Consider the following 17,413-nt stretch of genomic DNA (forward strand, 5'->3'; position numbering starts at 1 on the left):
CGCCCCCAGACCCCCGCTATCGGCCTGAACGGCCTCGTCCTCAAACGCCGGACGGGCTGAAACAGGGCGGAGGGGGCGAAAAAACCTCCGCCGGCCCCGCGGGCGCTTACGCTCACGGGGCCGGGCGTCTTTGAGGAGGCGTACATGCCGTCCAAGTGGTGCAAGAACTGCCGCACGATGCGTGCCTTCCGCCATCTGAAGAACGAGGCGGAGCGCGCGGCGACCAGGGAAGTCGTCAAGCAGACGAACGTGGACACCTACATCCGCTGCGCCCACGAAGGCTGCCGACGAGTCCAGCGGCGCGGCAAGAGCAGCGACGGCGGGACCCTCCCCGAGGAGCTCCGGATCCCGCCGCCGAGTGCCCCTTAAAGGTTGCTGAAGTCCGGCCCCGCCGTCCGCGACCGCTTGATCTCGTAGAAGCCGGGCGTGGACGCCACCAGCAGTGTGCCGTCCCAGAGCCTGGCGGCGGCCTCGCCCTTGGGGGTGGGGGTGACGACCGGACCGAAGAAGGCGATCTGCTCGCCGTCGGCGCCGGGGACGGCGATGACGGGCGTGCCGACGTCCTGGCCGACCTTGTCGATGCCCTCCTTGTGGGAGGCGCGCAGCTCGGCGTCGAACTCGAAGTTCTCCTGGTCGGCGTAGTCGATAAGGGACGCCGGAAGGCCGACCTCGTCGAGCGCGGCGGCGACCGCCTCGATGGTCGGGCCCTGGCCCTCGTTGTGGATGCGGGTGCCGAGCGCGGTGTACAGCGGGCCGAGGATGTCGTCGCCGTGCTTCTGCCAGGCGGCGGTCACCACGCGGATCGGCTTCCAGGCCTTGGTGGCGAGCAGCTCGCGGTACTCCTCGGGCAGCTCGTCCAGCCGCGGCTCGTTCAGCACCGCGAGGCTCATGATGTGCCAGCGGACCTCGATGTCCCGGACCTTCTCCACTTCCAGGACCCAGCGCGAGGTCATCCAGGCCCAGGGGCACAGCGGGTCGAACCAGAAGTCGACGGGGGTCTTGCCGGAACCGGAACTCGTCTGGGCAGTCTGCTCGGGCATGGTTCTCCTCGGAAAGTGGTCGTACCGAAGGCAACACCGTCGGTCACCCGACCCATTCCCGGGTGCCCGGTGTCAGGGGCGCATGGCAGGATCGGCACTGTACCGACCTGTCCGGCCAGCCCTGAGGGAGTGCCCCCGTGCCCGGTGAGAATCTGTCCCGCGACGAGGCCCGGGAACGGGCGGCGCTGCTGTCCGTCGACGGGTACGAGGTGTCCCTCGACCTGCGCTCCGCCATCGGGGACCAGGCCAGGGGCCAAGCCGCCGGCCAGGCCGCCGATGGCGGGCCGCGCACCTTCCGCTCGGTGACCACCATCCGCTTCCGCTCCGCCGAGCCGGGCGCCACCAGCTTCGCCGACCTGATCGCGCCGAGCGTGACGGCCCTCTCGCTCAACGGCAAGGATCTCGATCCCGGCGAGGTCTTCGACGGGACCCGGGTCACCCTCGAAGATCTCCAGGCGGACAACGAACTCGTCGTCGACGCCCAGTGCGCCTACTCCCGCACCGGCGAGGGCATGCACCGCTTCGTCGACCCCGAGGACGGCGAGGTGTACCTGTACACGCAGTACGAGCCCGCCGACTCCCGGCGCGTCTTCGCGGGCTTCGAGCAGCCGGACCTCAAGGCCCCGTTCCGCTTCGAGGTCCGGGCCCCGGAGGGCTGGACCGTGTGGAGCAACGGAGTCGGTGAACTCGCCGACGGCGTCTGGAAGTTCGCCGAGACGAAGCCGATCTCGACGTACATCACGGCCTTCGCCGCCGGCCCGTACCACTATGTGACCGACAACTACACCCGTACCTTCGACGACGGTACGACGCTGGAGATCCCGCTCGGCGCGATGTGCCGCAAGGGTCTGGCGCCCTACTTCGACTCCGCCGACGTCTTCCTCGTCACCAAGCAGGGCCTGGACTTCTTCCACGAGCACTTCGACTACCCGTACCCGTTCGGGAAGTACGACCAGGCGTTCGTGCCGGAGTACAACCTCGGCGCGATGGAGAACCCGGGACTGGTCACGTTCCGCGAGGAGTTCATCTTCCGCGGCAAGGTGACCCAGGCGTCGTACGAGGGCCGGGCGAACGTCATCCTGCACGAGATGGCGCACATGTGGTTCGGCGACCTCGTCACCATGGAGTGGTGGGACGACCTGTGGCTGAAGGAGTCCTTCGCCGACTTCATGGGCGCGTTCTCGCTGGTCGGGGCGACCCGTTTCAAGGACGGCTGGATCACCTTCGCCAACCGGCGCAAGGCGTGGGCCTACCGCGCGGACCAGCTGCCCTCCACGCACCCGATCACGGCGGACATCCGCGACCTCCAGGACGCCAAGCTCAACTTCGACGGCATCACGTACGCCAAGGGCGCCTCCGTACTGAAGCAGCTCGTCGCCTACGTCGGCCAGGACGCCTTCCTGGAGGGTGCGCGCCACTACTTCAAGCGGAACGCGTACGGCAACACGCGCCTCGGCGATCTGCTGTCCGTCCTCGAGGAGACCAGCGGGCGCGACCTGACAACCTGGGCGCGGTCGTGGCTCCAGACGGCCGGGGTCAACTCCCTCACCCCGCAGGTGATTCTGAGCGCGGAGGGCCGGATCACCGAGCTGGCCATCCTCCAGGAGGCCGCGGAATCACATCCCGAACTGCGCCCGCACCGGGTGGCGGTGGGCCTGTACCGCCGGACGCCCGACGGCACCGTGGACCGGTATGCGCGAGCCGAGCTGGACGTCGACGGACCCCGTACGGTCGTCGCCGAACTGGTCGGTGCCGAGGCCCCGGATCTCGTCCTGGTCAACGACGACGATCTGACGTACTGCAAGATCCGGTTCGACGAGGGCTCGTTGGCGACGCTGCGGGACCGGCTCGGCGAGATCACGGATCCGCTGGCGCGCGCGCTGTGCTGGTCGGCGCTGTGGAATCTCACGCGTGACGCCCTCATGCCGGCCCGTGACTTCCTCGACCTGGTGCTGCGGTTCGCGGGACGCGAGTCCGACATCGGTGTCCTGCAGATGCTGCACGCCTGGGCCGACTCCGCGCTCACCTTCTACGCCGCGCCCGACTGGCGTGCGGAGGGCGAACGTCTGCTCGCCGAAGGTGCGTTGAAGGAGCTGCGGTTCGCGGAGCCGGGCAGTCAGCACCAGCTGACCTGGGCCCGTTTCTTCGCGCGGGTCGCGTCCGGCGCGGCTGATCTCCAGCTCCTTCGGGGCCTGTTGGAGGGCACGGCGAAGATCGACGGACTCGATGTCGACCAGGAGCTGCGCTGGGCGTTCCTGGAACCGCTGGCCGCGCACGGGGGCGCCGACGAGGCCGCACTGGCCGCCGAACTCGCCCGCGACGACACGGCGTCCGGCAAGCGCCACCAGGTCCGCTGCCTCGCCGCCCGCCCCTCGGCGGCGGTCAAGGCCCAGGCCTGGGCCTCGGTGGTCGAGTCCGACGCCCTCTCCAACGCTCTCGTGGAGGCGACCATCGCGGGCTTCGACCAGCCGTCCCAGCGCGAGCTGCTCGCCCCGTACGCGGCGAAGTACTTCGCGGCGATCGAGCGCGTCTGGGCGGACCGCTCGATCCAGATCGCCATGGACGTCGTGAAGGGACTCTTCCCCTCCTTCCAGGACTCCCAGCAGACCTTGGACGCGACGGACGCGTGGCTCGCGGCCCACGAGAGCGCGGCACCGGCGCTGCGCCGACTGGTGCTGGAGGCGCGCGACGATCTGGCCCGCGCGTTGCGGGCCCAGGCGGTTGACGTAGCGGCCGCGGGCTGACGTAGGAGACCACCCCTGAGGGCACCGGTTGTGGCCGATGCCCTCAGGGGTGGTGAATTACCGGCGCACTCAGTGGTTACGAACTACAGATACTCAGACCCGTAACCCCTATTACTCCCCATCCGGAGCAGCGCCTTTCGGCACTCGAACGCCCGTACTTTAGGGCGGGCTTGTCCGGATTTGTCGACGAGCGTGTAACAGCGGTTAGAGCACGGCCCCGGCGCGGGAAACCCCGGTTCATGAACCACAACACCCCGCTCTCCCACACCCCCCACTCCCCCCGCCCCCTCCGTCACCTGTCCCACGTACAGCGGCGCGTGCTGACCACCGCTCAGCTGCGGGCGCACGGCGTGAGCGCCGCCGAGACGAACGAGCAGTGCCGGCCGGGCGGCCCCTGGCAGCAGTTCCTCCCGGGCGTCTACCTTCTCCACCCCGGCCCGCCCACCACCGAGGAGCGCCTGCACGCGGTCCTGATGTTCGCCGCCCGCTCCCCCGTCCAGTCGGCACCCGCGATCCCCGTCCAGCCGGGAGCCGAGGCGCCGCACGCCCCCCAGCCCTACGCGGACGCGCTCATCACCGGCCTGGCGGCGCTCACCCTGCACGGCTTCACCTCGGCTCCCCCGCTGCTCTCCCTCGACAAGATCGACGTCCTGGTCCCCCGCATGCGCCGCCTCCGCTCCACCGGCAGCGCCCGCATCGTCCGTACGCCGTCCCTCCCGACCCCCACGTACATCACCGGCGTCCCGGTCGCCCCCGTCCCCCGCGCCCTCGCCGACGCCGTCGCGGAGCTGTCGGACGCGAACGCCGTACGCCGTCTGCTGACGGAGGCGGTACGCGGCGGGCACTGCGAACCGGCCGCGGTCGTAAGGGAGTTGACCCAGGCCAAGCTGCTCTCGCTCCCCCATGTGGTGGACGCGGTGGACTCGCTCCTCGCCGAGGGCCGTTCGATCGCGGAGGACCGCCTGTACCGGATGGTCCAGGAGTTCGGCCTCCCCGACCCGGTCTGGAACGTCGACCTCCGTCTCCCCGGCGGCCCCCACCTCGGCGGTCTCGACGCCTACTGGCCGGAACAGGCGGTGGCCGTCGAGCTCGACACCCGCGCCCCCCGCCAGGACGAGGACGCCCTCTGGTCGGAGTACGCCCGCAAACGCGAGCACCTGGAACGCCTCGGCATCACCGTCGTGTACATCACCCCCAAGAAGCTGCGCGACACGATGGAGCAACAGGCCACCGTCGTACGCACCGCCCTGATGGCGTCGAACGACCGCGATCCAGCGGCCTATGTCGTGGTGCTGCCCCGGTAATGACGGACCGGGACCGCATCAGGAGGGGAGAGGAGGGACCACCGGCGCGCCGGTGGTCCCTCCTCGTGCGCGCGCAGCGAGCTGGGCGCGCACCGATTTCCCGACGTCCGCGCGAAGGCTACTTACCGCAGAACTCCGCCTCGATCACCGCCCCGCTGTCCCCCGACCAGTCGTTGTTGAAGTTGAAGGAGAGGGCGTGGCGGCCGTCGGGGGTTGTCAGGGAGACGGATGACGAGCCGTGGATGCCTCCCTCGTGGCCCCAGAGTTCGACTCCGCAGCCGAGTTCGAGGCCGATGAGGCCGAGGCCGTAACCGGCGTTCGGGGTCCCGTCGACCGAGATGGTGGTCTTCATCTCTTTGAGCTGCTGCGGCGGGAGGAGCTTGCCGCGGAGGAGGGCTGTGTAGAAGCGGTTCAGGTCGGAGGAACTGGAGATCATCTCGCCCGCGGCGGAGGCCAGGGAAGGGTTCAGTTCCGTGACGTCGTACGTCGGTCCCGTCGTCGTCTCGGCCAGCTTGCCGTAGGCGCGGCTGCTCGGCTGGGGCATCTTGGGGTTCGTGCCCGGGACGAGCGTGGCGTGCAGGTCCAGGGGCTCGATGATGCGGTCGGTGATCTCCGAGGCGAACGAGTTGCCGGTGACCTGCTTGATCACCATGCCGGCGAGGACGTAGTTCGTGTTGGAGTAGCTCCACGAGGTGCCCGGGGCGAAGTCCGGCTTGTGGGTCATGGCGATCGCGACCAGCTGGGCCGGGGTCACGGTGTCGTAGCGGTGCTCGAAGAAGCCGTCCTTCAGGAAATACGTACGGCCGAATTCCTCGTCGTCCGTGTAGTTGTTGATGCCGCTGGTGTGGTTGAGGAGCTGGCGGATCGTGATCAAACGTCCGTCGTGGCCGTTGCCCCGCACCACGCCGGGGAGCCACTTCTCCACCTTGTCGTCCAGCGACAACCGTCCCTCCGCCTCCAGTTGGAGCAGGACGGTGGAGACGAAGGTCTTGGTGATGCTGCCCACGCGGTAGCGGTCCGCCGTGCTGCGGGGCTCGTTCGTTTTGAGGTCGCCCACGCCTGACGTGGCGGACCAGGTGCCGTTCTTGTCCTTCGCCGTCGCCGTGACGCCCGGTACGCCGTCCTGCACGGCGGCGTCCATGGCCGCACGGGTGGCGCTGTGGTCGCCCTTGGCGGGAGCGGCCGCCACCGCGGGTCCGGCCAGGGCCGCCGTCAGCGCCAGCGCGGTCGCCGCCACCAGTCCCGTACGCAAGGGCGTGTGACGCATGTCGTTCATGGGGTCCCCGTTCATCGATGAGCTCGGTCGGGAAGGGGGACCCGGTGGGTGGGCGCGGAGGTTGCCTGGGCTTGATCGGTTGAGCGAGATCTAGCCCTTCTTGAGGACCAGCTCCGTGTTGCGGTCGCGCGAGGTTCCCCCCAGAGACGTGCTGGCGCCCGGCGCGTTGAAGGACAGCTCGCGGTAGAGGGCGGCAAGGCCCGTCTGGGTGAGGTCGGTGAAGTCCGTGGCCTGCGGGGCGGCGGACTCGACGAGAGTGGTGAAGAGGGAGATCGTGCCGTCCTTGTTGTCCACCAGCTCGATGACGCGGGCGAGTTGGGGGAAGTCGACGTGCGAGGCGGTGGAGATCTCCCAGAAGGACCGGCCGCCGGGCGCGGAGTGCGGGGTGATGGCGTTGCGGTGGATGTGGCCGTTCACCCAGGCCAGGACGTTGGCGTGGCTGCCGAGCGTGGCGAGGACGTCGTCACCGTCGTGTCGCTTCTCGTTCGGGCGGGCCGGGTCGGGGCGGGTGTTGCCCATCGACTCGCTGGTGTGGTGGCTGAAGACGACTGCGTACGAGTCCTTGTTGTCACGCAGCGTCTTGTCGAGCCACTTCAACTGGGCCGCCCCGAGGGAGCCTTGGTAGTGGCCGCCCGGGTCGGTGGTGTCGAGGCTGATGCCGATGACGTCGTCGGAGATGCGGAAGGAGTAGTACTGGGTGCCCGCGGCGACGTTCGCCGACGAGTAGCCATGTCCGACGGGGCCGACGCCCGCGTACGCCGGGTCGAGGTGTGTCCTGAGGTATTCGGCCGGGGTGAAGGGGGCGCGCTGCTCGTCCGGGGTGACCGAGCGCAGGTCGCGCGCGTGGGCCTCCATGAACTCGCGGTACCGCACACCCTTGGGGTCCGTGTCCTTCCTGATGGCGTCCTGAAGGGCCTTGGACTGCGCCGCCGACGCGTTCATCAGCTTCTTGCCGCCGACCGCGAAGTCCCTGAGGAAGGGGTTGCTGTGGGTGGCGAAGGTGCCGAGCGGCATGGCGTCGTGGTTGCCGACCGTGGAGTACCAGGGGAGGTTGAGGCCGGGGCTCTGCAGTTCGGCGGTCGCGGCCGCCAGGAAGCCGCCGATGTGCGGGAAGCCGGCCTGCTTGTCGGAGTCGCGGGTGGTCGAGTCGGGCTGCCAGTACTGCTTGAGGCCGCTGTTCTGGACACCCTCGTAGGCGCGCGGGTCGCCGGTGTTGGGGGTGATGCGGCCACCGCTCATCACCTTCATGAACCATTCCAGCTCGGACTTGGCGTTGTTGTCCGTGTTGTCGCCGGTGGTGATGGCGAAGTGCAGCGGGGAGCCGGTGACGGGCGCTCCCGGCAGCGAGTTGACCCGCTCGACGAGCGAGACCGCGCCCTGCACGGACAGGATCTCGTGCGGTCGCCAGGCATGGATGTCGGTCGAGCGCAGGAACTCCAGGCGCAGCGGGTGCTGGGTGTCCATCAGGTGCAGGTCGGTGAGCTGTACGAACGCGGCGAGCGCGGTGCGCCGGTCCGCCCGGCCCGACTTGGCCGAGGCCAGCTCGCTGCGCACGACCCGCCGCCAGCCGGGGCCGTCGCCGAGCCGCCGGTACCCGCCGGAGCCGGAGCGCGGGGTGGCGACGCTGCTCAGGGTGGTGCCGCGCGAGTACGGGTCGAGCCGGTCGATGGGGGCCCTGCGGGACACCGCCACCGGCGCCCCGCCCGCATCGGCGGCGGTCACGTCCGTGGCGGCCTCCGTCGCGGCGTGTGCGTCGGAGGCGGGCCGCAGGGCGAAGCCGATCCCCGCGGAGAGGGATACCGCGCCGGTGGCTGCCAGCAGGGTGCGGCGGTTGAGGTCGGATGCAGCGGCGACAGAGCGTATGCGCGACATGGCGCGGTCTCCCCGATTGCGAACGCGTCGACAGTGGTCGCGGGGGGCTCGCGTCGCGAACTCTCCGCTCATACTGGATCGTTGGCACCAGGGATGACCTGCGCGTTAACTGAGCCACAACGCGCAGCGCCGATCACCGTACGTGGATCTTGGACCACTCCGCCCGGCCATGGGCGTCCACGGAACCCACCTCGAACTGCCTGGAGGCGGTCACTCCGTGTTCATCTGCGGAGGGAACACGGGTGCGGAGGACGGGTTGCGGGCGGAGCGGGCGGTCGCGGGCGGAGCGGTCGCGGGCGCTCGCGGGTGAGCTACTTCGCCACGCGGCCCACGGCCGGCCGCTGCCTCCACAACGCAAGCCCGATATCGACCAGTCCGACCCGGTTCAGCCCGGATACGGCATCCAGTGGATGCCAGGCCGCGAGATCGGTCGAGCCGTCCACCTCGGAGCGCAGCTCGCCGCCGACGATCCGCCCTTCGTAGACGAGCCGCAGGGCGTGGTGGTCGGCGGTGACCCCCAGGCGGCGCGGAACCTGCCGCCGGATCGAGTCCACGCCGAGCAACCCGGTGGCCTCGAAGACATACCCCGTCTCCTCCTCGACCTCCCGGACGACGGTGTCGTAGGGGTCCTCGCCGTGGTCCATTCCGCCGCCGGGCAGCATCCACTCAGGGGTGCCGTCGTCGTCCCGGCCGCGGGCGAGCAGCAGCTCCCCGTCCCTGACACATATGGCGTAGGCCGCCACCCTCAACTCCTCGCGCACTCCGTGACGTTAGCGCGCCGGTTCCGGATTGGCAGCCGAATACTCGGGGGCGGTCCAGGTCAGCGGGCTGGCGGCAGGCGTCTCGACGACCTCGGCGACGATGAAGCGGACCGTGCGCTCCCCGTCCTGGTCGAACTCCGTGTGTGCCGTGCCGGTGAGCTGAAGCACCGACCCCGACACCCAGTCCAGGAAGAGCAGCCCGGCCCGCGGGTCGACGGACAGATTGCCGAGGGTCAGGAACATCGAGTTGCCGGGATAGTCGCGCCAGCTCAACTCATGGGGCGAAGCGGCGCGTACGAAGCCGGGGTTGCCGCCCCGATGACTGGCGTCGGCGCCGTGCTCGTGCACGGTGGCGAGGAAGAAGGTGTCGGAGGACTCGATGAACTCCCGTTGCTCCGGGGTGAGTTCGTGACCTCGCCGAGCCGTGGTGGAGGCGCGGTCCACCGTCTCGTACGACTCCCTGCGCTGGAGGTACTTCGGGCAGTTGGAGAAGACCTGGTCGGCCTCGACCGCGAAGCCGCGGACTGTGGGCCGCGCCCGGCCGTTGAGGCGCATACGGCGGCGGGTGCGCGGGTCGAGCGCGATGGTGCCGACGGGGGTGTCCGGCGCGCGGAGCGCGGTGGCGAGCGGGTCGCCCGCACCGACTCCGCCCACCACCGAGATCCGGTGAGGACCCGTGGCCCGCACGAACCCTGGCTCGCCCGTGAGCAGCGAGGCCCACACCGCACCGCTCGCCGGGTCCGCCGCGCCGAGCACCAGCATCGGCTGCCGCTCCAGGAAGGCGGCGGCCACCGGCCGGATGCCCTGCCCGACGGCCTGGCCCTGATGGTCGGCGATCCCGCGCACGCCGACCCTGTCCTGCACGGCGCGCGAACCGGCGTGATACGTCATGGCGCGTCCCTCTCTTGGAGGAGGCGGCTAGAAGAAGCCGCGGATCGAACTCTTAGAAGAAACCGCAGGTCGGAGCGGACTCGGACGGTGCCGGCGCCCCCTCGGCGCCGCTCGGCGCGTAGATCTCCAGGCGGGTGCCGTCCGGGTCGTGGAAGAAGATGCCGCCGGACGCCGCGCCCTCACCGTGGGCGACCACACCGTCGTACGCGAACTCCACGCCGTGGTCGCGCAGAGCCGTCTCGTACGTCCTGACCTGGTCGAGCGAGTCCACTTCCAGCGCGAGGTGGTGCAGGCCGGCCCGGTCGGTGTCGTACGACCCCTGCGCCTGCTGCCAGAGCGTGAGGACGAGGCCGCTGTCGCCTCCCAGGAACGCGTACCGCCGGTCCTCCTCCTTGCCCTCGCCGATCACCCCGAAGCCCAGCACGTCGCGGTAGAAGCCGAGCGAGCGGTCGAGGTCCGTGACGTTCAGACCGATGTGGCCGGTGCGCGGAGTCATGACAGTCCCCTCTGTCGATGGGCAGGCCCTCTCGGAACCTAACCTCTGTAATCGAGATTAAAGGTTAGAATCGATGAGCGCAACCGGTCACATAACCTTGAGCGGTTAGCAGCGAAGGGAGCCGCCACCATGTCCGCCACCTCCGACCCGCGCCCGCTCACCGGGGAGCCGGTCTCGCTCGACCTGCTCAACACCCGCTGGATGCATGAGGGGACCGTGCGGGATCTACTGACGGACACCGACGGGCTGGCGGTGTGGCTGGCGGACAACCGGCTCGACTTCCCGGCCGACGACGCCGTCCTGTGGCACACGCTCCAGGCGCGGGACGCCCTGGGAGCCGTCGTCGACGGGTCCCTGACCGAGGGGGCCGGCGGCGTCGACGCCGTCCTCGCGCACGGGCGGGTGCGTCTCACGCTGACCACCCAGGGGCAGGGCGAGAGCCCCGAGTTCAGCGACCCGTCCTGGGGGCCGGCCTGGCTCGCCGCGCGCGACTATCTGGACCTGCTGAGCACCGCCCCCGACCGGATCCGCGGCTGCGCCCACGAGTCCTGCATCCTGCACTTCTTCGACACCTCACGGAACGGCACCCGCCGCTGGTGTTCGATGGCAGGGTGCGGAAACCGCGCGAAGGCGTCACGGCATTACGCGCGCCACACGAAGGGCGACTGAAAAGGGGCAAGTTGCCGCCTTTCGTGATTCATCCCCCACGGCGCACAGGGGGTTTTCCCCACATGCCCATATCGATTCGGTCAACTCTCCCTAAACATCCTTCCCATGCGTAAAGCTGAGCGATCATCCGGGATCACCTCCCGGACGTCCGCGGCCGGAACAGATCGGCCCCGGTCTCTCACCCGCTCGCTCCTTTACCTACAGGGATGCTGATGACCCCCGACTCTCAGCGCGCTCCGATATCGGGCGCGAGACGCGTGGCCCGGATAGCCGTGGCCGCGGGACTGGTGGCCGCGCTTTCCGCGGCCGGGCCGATACCCATGGCCTTCTCCGCAGGAACCGACACTCCGGTGGCGGACCCCGTCGTCAAGTCCGCGAGCGAGAAGCTCGGTTCGGACGACGCGGACCTCCTCGCCGACGCCAAGGCGGCCGGCGACAAGAACGTCACGATCATGATCGCCACCGCTCCCGGCCAGACCGAGCAGGTCGCCGGCCAGCTGAACGCGGTGAAGGGTGGCTCGGTAGGCGAGACCTACGACGAGCTCGGCTACGTCCGCGCCACCGTCCCGACGGCCAAGGCCGACTCCGCCATCGAGGCCGCGACGAAGCTGCCCTCGGTGCACGGGATCGACCTGCGCCAGGAGATCGCGCTCGACGACCCGACACCGAGCGCCGACACCGCCAAGACCTCGGGCAACGTCTCGACGGCGGCCACTTACCCGGCCCCCTCCAAGACCACGCCCGCCGAGAACCCGTACAACCCGTCCTTCGAGACGGGCGCCGTCGACTTCGTGAAGAAGAACCCGAAGGCGGACGGCCGGGGCATCACCATCGGCATCCTCGACTCCGGTGTCGACCTCGGGCACCCGGCGCTCCAGAAGACCACCACCGGCGAGCGCAAGATCGTCGACTGGGTCACCTCGACCGACCCGATCCTGGACAGCGACGCGACCTGGCGCCCGCAGATCACCCCGGTGGCCGGGCCCACCTTCACCTACAGCGGCAAGACCTGGACGGCGCCCGCGGGCTCGTACCAGGTCAGCCTCTTCCGGGAGTCCTCGACCGCGGGCGGCGACGCCGCGGGCGACGCGAACCGGGACGGCGACACCACGGACACGTGGGGCCTCCTGTACGACGCGGCGGCCGGCACGGTCCGCGTCGACCTGAACAACAACGGCGACTTCAGCGACGACACCCCGCTGAAGCCGTACAAGGACGGCTACCAGGTCGGCTACTTCGGTACGGACAACCCGTCCACCGACGTCGTCGAGCGCCAGCCGTTCGTCGTGGAGATCCGCAAGGATGTCCCGATGGACCCGTACGGCGGGACCTGGGTCGGCAAGAAGGCCGACTTCGTCAACATCGGCGTCATCGAGTCCGAGCACGGCACGCACGTGGCGGGCATCACCGCCGCGAACGGCCTGTTCGGCGGCAAGATGAACGGCGCGGCCCCCGGCGCGAAGATCGTCTCCTCGCGCGCCTGCACCTGGACCGGCGGCTGCACCAACGTCGCGCTCACCGAGGGCATGATCGACCTCGTCGCCAACCGCGGCGTCGACATCGTCAACATGTCGATCGGCGGCCTGCCCGCGCTGAACGACGGCAACAACGCGCGCGCCGAGCTCTACACGCGCCTCATCGACACCTACGGCGTCCAGCTGGTGATCTCCGCGGGCAACTCCGGCCCCGGTGCCAACACCATCGGCGACCCCGGCCTGGCCGACAAGGTCATCTCGGTCGCCGCGTCCATCTCCAAGGAGACCTGGGCCGCCAACTACGGCTCGAAGGTGGAGAAGAAGTACGCGCTGCTGCCCTTCTCCTCGCGCGGCCCGCGTGAGGACGGCGGCTTCACGCCGACGCTCACCGCGCCCGGCGCCGCGATCAACACCACGCAGACCTGGCTGCCCGGCGGCCCGGTCGCCGAGGCGGGCTACTCGCTGCCGGCCGGTTACTCGATGCTGCAGGGTACGTCGATGGCGTCCCCGCAGGCCGCGGGCGCTTCGGCGCTGCTGCTGAGCGCCGCCAAGCAGAAGGGCATCGACCTCACCCCGGCCACCCTGCGCACGGCGCTGACCTCAACCGCCGATCACATCAAGGATGTTCAGGCGTACGAGGAGGGCGCGGGCCTCATCAACATCCCCGACGCGTGGAACTCCATCAAGGCCGGCGCGACCGCCCACGACTACACGGTGAAGGCGCCGGTCGACACCGCGATCGACTACGCGCTGGCGACCCCGGGCTTCGGCACGGGTCTGTACGACCGTGAGGGCGGCCTCAAGGCCGGCCAGAAGAAGACGTACGACGTCACCATCACCCGTACGTCCGGCGCCGACAAGGCGCTCACCCACGAGCTGTACTTCGAGAACAACGCCGCCGGCACCTTCAAGATCGTCGGCTCCGACGTGATCAAGCTCCCGCTGAACCAGCCGGTGACCGTCAAGGTCCAGGCCGCGCCGAAGTCGGCCGGTCTCAAGAGCGCGATCCTTGAGGTCGACGACCCGAAGACCGAGGGCGTCGACAAGCAGATCCTGTCGACCGTCGTCGTCTCCGCGCCGGTCAACTACACCTACTCGACGTCGAGTTCGGTGCAGCGCAACAGCAGCACGTCGTACTTCGTCACGGTCCCCGAGGGCGCCAAGTCCCTCGAGGTCGCGATCGGCGGGCTGAAGGCCACGAGCCAGACCCGGTTCATCGCCATCCACCCGTACGGCGTTCCGGTCGACAACACCAGCACCCCGTACTGCTACAACAACTACCTCGACGGCAACGGCTGCAAGCCCGACGTGCGTTCGTACGCGGACCCGCAGGCCGGCGTCTGGGAGATCGAGGTCGAGTCGCGCCGTACGTCGCCGCTGCTCGACAACCCGTACAAGCTCGACGTCTCCGTGCTCGGCGTGGCCTTCGACCCGGCCGTCGTCACCGTCCCCGAGGCCAAGGTCGGCACCCCGGCCCCCGCCTCCTGGACCGTGAAGAACAACTACGCCGCGCTCGACGGCACCCTCAAGGGCGGCCCGCTCGGCTCCTCGCTGACCACGCGGCCGACCATCGCCGACGCCGACACGCAGACGACGACGGTCGAGGTGCCCGCGGGCGCCGAGTCCCTCGACGTCGCCATCGGCAACGTCTCGGACCAGGCGGCCGACCTCGACCTGACGGTGTACAACGCCGCCGGGACCGTCGTCGGTCAGTCCGCCGACGGCGACTCCGAGGAAGCCGTCTCCATCCCCTCACCCGCCGCCGGTACGTACACCGTCGAGGTCGTGGGCTACTCGATCCCGTCGGGCTCGACCGCGTACGACTACCAGGACGTGTTCTTCTCGTCCGCGCTCGGCACGGTCAACGTCGACGAGTCCACTCCGGTGAAGCTCGCCACCGGCGCCTCGGCCTCGGTGTCCGCCTCGGTCACCGCCGCGGCCGCGGCGCCCGAGGGACGCGAGTTCTTCGGACAGGTCCAGCTGGTGAACGCGCGCGGCACGGTCGCGGGCCTCGGCAGCGTGAAGATCGAGAAGGTTACGCCGTAGCTTCTACGGCTTCGGGGCGGGCGTCCGGTTACGGGCGCCCGCCCTTTCTCATGCGCCAGATCATTCGCAGGCGCATCTCATGCGCTCGGTCATTCGCAGGCGAGTCTCGTGCGGCCGGTCATTCGCAGGCGCATCTCATGCGGCCGGTCATTCGCAGGCGGCGTCGCCGAGTTCGCGGGAGTCGGGCAGCGCGTCGAGGATCCAGGTCCGTTCCCTGGCGATCTCCTGCTCACTTGTCGTCCACATGTCGGGCGACGCCTCGCCCCCCGCGATGCCGACCATGACGTGGTCGCCCTTCTGTAGCCGTGGGTCGATGTCCTCGTCCATCAGGAAGGTGATCCGGTCCTCCCCCTTGTCCGGCTTGTAGTAGCGGCTCACGTCGAGCGTGATGCGGTCCTGGGCGGTGCCGGGAAGCGGCTCGACCTGCGCGACCGTGCCCTCGACGATGAGGCGGGAGCAGGCGATGTAACCCGGGGCGCTCAGCTTGGAATCCCCGCCGTCGTCCTCCTGAACACCTGCGGCCTTGTCCGCGCTCGACGACCCTGCGTCGCCCACGCCCTGCCCGGCCTGCACCACGAGCCAGCCCATGCCTGCCATCAGGGCGGCGGCGCACGTGACAGCGAGCGCGCCGAGGGCGACCCTCAGGGGGCGTCGATTCCTGGGGGCGCGTACATACACCGGCTTGACCGCCGTGGCCGTCTTCGCGTTGTCCGCCAGCGCGTCACCGATGAGCGTCAACTGCTCGCGCAGCAGCGCCACATCAGCGAGAGCCGACCCGTGCTCCGCCATGAACTCGGCGTCGTCCTGGGCTCCTTCGGGCAGCGGTTCGTCCGTGATCGCGGCCAGGAGCGCGTCGACACCTTCGTACTCGGCCACGTCACACCACCTCGTCCTCGTGCAGGCGGGCGCGCAGAGCCCGTACCGCCGTGTGCAGCCTGCTCTTGACCGTGCCCTCCGGGATGCCGAGCTCCTCGGCGATGCCGCGGACGGGCAGGTCGGCGTAGAAGCGCAGGACGAGGACCTGGCGCTGGGCGTCCGGCAGCTCGTCCAGGCCCTGGGCGACGGCGAGCGACAGCACGCTGGAGTCCTCGTCCGAGGAGTGGTCCAGCTGCCGCAGCGAGGCCAGGCGTTCGCCTATCCGCTCCTGGCGGCGCTTGGAACGGTGCCAGTCCATCGCCAGGTTGGAGGCGACGACCGCCGCCCACGCCGACACGTCACGCGGCGCCTCGTCCCCCTTCGCCGCGCGCTCCAACAACCGCAGGCGGACCTGCTGAACCCCGTCCGGCAGGTCCGCCTGCGGTACTCCGCCGAGCGCGAGCACCGCTCGCACCCGGCGTTCCTGCGCCGCGTCCAGGGGGTCGTCCACACCGTGGCGGCCCCCCTGGCCGCGGCGGGCCTTTCTGCGCAGCACAGCACCCCTCCCCTCCCGCGTTTCCCCTACGACGCCGGGGCGGGCCGGAACGTTCGCCTGATCCGGCGTTCTTTTTCCGACGCGCCCCGGAGTCGTACGTCACACCGGTCCGGATACCGGAACAAGGCCCAGGCAGCAAGGCTTGCGGTCCGTCGCGGCGCCGGGCGGAATTCTTCCCCGCCCCGCGTCCCACTCCTCGGGTGGCACGGCGAAAGGATTGGACACACGGGCACTGGTCAGACGCATGATGGAAGCGCCGGACCACGTAATACGCAAGCAGAGGGAGTCGCCGTGAGGGTCGGAATCGTCGGAGCCACCGGTCAGGTCGGCACAGTCATGCGCAGGATCCTGGTCGAGCGGGACTTCCCCGTCGACGAGCTGCGCCTGTTCGCCTCGGCCCGCTCGGCCGGGTCGGTCCTGGACGGTGTGACGGTCGAGGACGCGTCCACGGCCGACTACTCGGGCCTGGACATCGTGCTGTTCTCGGCGGGCGGCGCGACCTCGAAGGCGCTGGCCGAGAAGGTCGCCTCGCAGGGCGCGGTCGTGATCGACAACTCCTCGGCCTGGCGCCGGGACCCGGACGTACCCCTCGTGGTCTCCGAGGTGAACCCGCACGCGATCGCGGACCGCCCCAAGGGCATCATCGCGAACCCGAACTGCACGACGATGGCCGCGATGCCGGTCCTCAAGCCGCTGCACGAGGAGGCGGGCCTCGAAGCGCTCGTCGTCGCCACCTACCAGGCGGTGTCCGGCTCCGGCGTCGCGGGCGTGGCCGAGCTGCACGGCCAGGCCCTCAAGGTCGTCGCGGACGCCGACAAGCTCACCCACGACGGTGAGGCGGTCGACTTCCCCGAGCCGCAGGTCTACAAGCGCCCCATCGCCTTCAACGTGCTCCCCCTCGCCGGTTCGATCGTCGACGACGGTCTGAACGAGACCGACGAGGAGCAGAAGCTCCGCAACGAGTCCCGCAAGATCCTGGAGATCCCCGCCCTCAAGGTCTCCGGCACCTGCGTCCGCGTTCCGGTCTTCTCCGGGCACTCGCTCCAGGTGAACGCACGCTTCGCGCGTCCGCTGAGTGCGGAGCGCGCCACGGAGCTCCTGGCCGGCGCCCCCGGCGTCGTCCTCTCCGACATCCCCACCCCCCTCCAGGCCGCCGGCAAGGACGCCTCCTACGTAGGCCGCATCCGCCCCGACGAAACCGTCGACCATGGCATCGCCCTCTTCGTCTCCAACGACAACCTCCGCAAGGGCGCTGCCCTGAACGCGGTCCAGATCGCGGAACTGGTGGCGGAGGAGCTGAAGGGCTGAGGTTCGGGGGGCGGGGGTGGGTTTTTTCGCCCCCTCCGCCCCTGCCCATTCCCGTCCCCAGGGGGGGGTGGGGCCCCGGGCCCCCCCCCCACAACCACCCACCGGCGCAAACAAAAAAGC

At 69.9% G+C, this 17,413-nt stretch carries 14 protein-coding genes; 6 read left to right on the top strand and 8 right to left on the bottom strand.

Annotation, left to right across the window (positions count from 1 at the left end):
- Positions 1–144: 144 nt before the first annotated feature.
- Positions 145–369 carry a hypothetical protein gene (locus AB0N66_RS41910; protein WP_365446080.1) on the top strand — a complete coding sequence of 75 codons (225 nt, stop codon included), beginning with the start codon at positions 145–147 and terminating at the stop codon, positions 367–369.
- Here the strand turns inward: AB0N66_RS41910 and AB0N66_RS41915 are convergent.
- The gene (locus AB0N66_RS41915) at positions 366–1,040 is read right to left on the bottom strand and encodes a DsbA family protein (RefSeq protein WP_365446083.1); all 675 of its coding nucleotides are present in this window, start codon (positions 1,038–1,040) and stop codon (positions 366–368) included. The two genes, AB0N66_RS41910 and AB0N66_RS41915, sit on opposite strands and share 4 nt — an antisense overlap.
- 137 nt (positions 1,041–1,177) lie before the next feature.
- Here AB0N66_RS41915 and pepN point away from each other — a divergent pair, with 137 nt between their 5' ends.
- Together pepN and AB0N66_RS41925 are read left to right on the top strand one after the other, a co-directional pair.
- On the top strand, positions 1,178–3,784 hold the full coding sequence (pepN, locus tag AB0N66_RS41920) for an aminopeptidase N (protein ID WP_365446086.1): 2,607 nt from the start codon (positions 1,178–1,180) through the stop codon (positions 3,782–3,784).
- Between the two features lie 239 nt (positions 3,785–4,023).
- Positions 4,024–5,088: a hypothetical protein gene (locus AB0N66_RS41925; protein ID WP_365446089.1), complete on the top strand. Its 1,065-nt coding sequence runs from the start codon at positions 4,024–4,026 to the stop codon at positions 5,086–5,088.
- 118 nt (positions 5,089–5,206) lie between these two features.
- Here the strand turns inward: AB0N66_RS41925 and AB0N66_RS41930 are convergent, their stop codons facing one another.
- The 5 genes from AB0N66_RS41930 to AB0N66_RS41950 form a co-directional block, all read right to left on the bottom strand.
- Positions 5,207–6,364 carry a serine hydrolase domain-containing protein gene (locus tag AB0N66_RS41930; protein ID WP_365446092.1) on the bottom strand — a complete coding sequence of 386 codons (1,158 nt, stop codon included), beginning with the start codon at positions 6,362–6,364 and terminating at the stop codon, positions 5,207–5,209.
- Between the two features lie 90 nt (positions 6,365–6,454).
- Complete coding sequence (locus AB0N66_RS41935; RefSeq protein WP_365446095.1) at positions 6,455–8,236, bottom strand: TIGR03767 family metallophosphoesterase; 1,782 nt, start codon at positions 8,234–8,236, stop codon at positions 6,455–6,457.
- A 311-nt stretch (positions 8,237–8,547) separates the two neighbouring features.
- A complete protein-coding gene (locus tag AB0N66_RS41940; protein WP_365446097.1) occupies positions 8,548–8,997 on the bottom strand; it encodes an NUDIX hydrolase in 450 nt (149 codons plus the stop codon).
- A gap of 9 nt (positions 8,998–9,006) precedes the next feature.
- The gene (locus AB0N66_RS41945) at positions 9,007–9,888 is read right to left on the bottom strand and encodes a pyridoxamine 5'-phosphate oxidase family protein (RefSeq protein WP_365446100.1); all 882 of its coding nucleotides are present in this window, start codon (positions 9,886–9,888) and stop codon (positions 9,007–9,009) included.
- A gap of 52 nt (positions 9,889–9,940) precedes the next feature.
- The gene (locus AB0N66_RS41950) at positions 9,941–10,384 is read right to left on the bottom strand and encodes a VOC family protein (RefSeq protein WP_365446103.1); all 444 of its coding nucleotides are present in this window, start codon (positions 10,382–10,384) and stop codon (positions 9,941–9,943) included.
- 129 nt (positions 10,385–10,513) lie between these two features.
- Between AB0N66_RS41950 and AB0N66_RS41955 the strand changes: the two genes are divergently transcribed.
- On the top strand, positions 10,514–11,053 hold the full coding sequence (locus tag AB0N66_RS41955) for a CGNR zinc finger domain-containing protein (RefSeq protein ID WP_365446106.1): 540 nt from the start codon (positions 10,514–10,516) through the stop codon (positions 11,051–11,053).
- Between the two features lie 212 nt (positions 11,054–11,265).
- Positions 11,266–14,574, top strand: a complete 3,309-nt coding sequence (locus tag AB0N66_RS41960; protein ID WP_365446109.1) for a S8 family serine peptidase — start codon at positions 11,266–11,268, stop codon at positions 14,572–14,574.
- Positions 14,575–14,721: 147 nt separating this feature from the next.
- Here the strand turns inward: AB0N66_RS41960 and AB0N66_RS41965 are convergent, their stop codons facing one another.
- A complete protein-coding gene (locus tag AB0N66_RS41965; protein WP_365446112.1) occupies positions 14,722–15,450 on the bottom strand; it encodes a hypothetical protein in 729 nt (242 codons plus the stop codon).
- Between the two features lies 1 nt (position 15,451).
- Positions 15,452–15,985 carry a sigma-70 family RNA polymerase sigma factor gene (locus AB0N66_RS41970; protein WP_365446115.1) on the bottom strand — a complete coding sequence of 178 codons (534 nt, stop codon included), beginning with the start codon at positions 15,983–15,985 and terminating at the stop codon, positions 15,452–15,454.
- Between the two features lie 291 nt (positions 15,986–16,276).
- On the opposite strand from AB0N66_RS41970, the gene AB0N66_RS41975 reads away from it, so the two are divergent.
- Positions 16,277–17,293, top strand: coding sequence for an aspartate-semialdehyde dehydrogenase (locus AB0N66_RS41975; RefSeq protein WP_365446117.1), 1,017 nt, complete (start codon positions 16,277–16,279; stop codon positions 17,291–17,293).
- Positions 17,294–17,413 lie beyond the last annotated feature (120 nt).

Origin of the sequence: Streptomyces sp. NPDC093544 (assembly GCF_040683495.1) — a bacterium.
Taxonomy (GTDB): domain Bacteria; phylum Actinomycetota; class Actinomycetes; order Streptomycetales; family Streptomycetaceae; genus Streptomyces.

Coding starts and splice junctions, on each gene's coding strand:
- AB0N66_RS41945 (WP_365446100.1), bottom strand. CDS start 9,888: ATGACGTATCACGCCGGTTCGCGCGCCGTGCAGGACAGGGTCGGCGTG.
- AB0N66_RS41950 (WP_365446103.1), bottom strand. CDS start 10,384: ATGACTCCGCGCACCGGCCACATCGGTCTGAACGTCACGGACCTCGAC.
- AB0N66_RS41930 (WP_365446092.1), bottom strand. CDS start 6,364: ATGAACGACATGCGTCACACGCCCTTGCGTACGGGACTGGTGGCGGCG.
- AB0N66_RS41910 (WP_365446080.1), top strand. CDS start 145: ATGCCGTCCAAGTGGTGCAAGAACTGCCGCACGATGCGTGCCTTCCGC.
- AB0N66_RS41915 (WP_365446083.1), bottom strand. CDS start 1,040: ATGCCCGAGCAGACTGCCCAGACGAGTTCCGGTTCCGGCAAGACCCCC.
- AB0N66_RS41935 (WP_365446095.1), bottom strand. CDS start 8,236: ATGTCGCGCATACGCTCTGTCGCCGCTGCATCCGACCTCAACCGCCGC.
- AB0N66_RS41960 (WP_365446109.1), top strand. CDS start 11,266: ATGACCCCCGACTCTCAGCGCGCTCCGATATCGGGCGCGAGACGCGTG.
- AB0N66_RS41925 (WP_365446089.1), top strand. CDS start 4,024: ATGAACCACAACACCCCGCTCTCCCACACCCCCCACTCCCCCCGCCCC.
- AB0N66_RS41955 (WP_365446106.1), top strand. CDS start 10,514: ATGTCCGCCACCTCCGACCCGCGCCCGCTCACCGGGGAGCCGGTCTCG.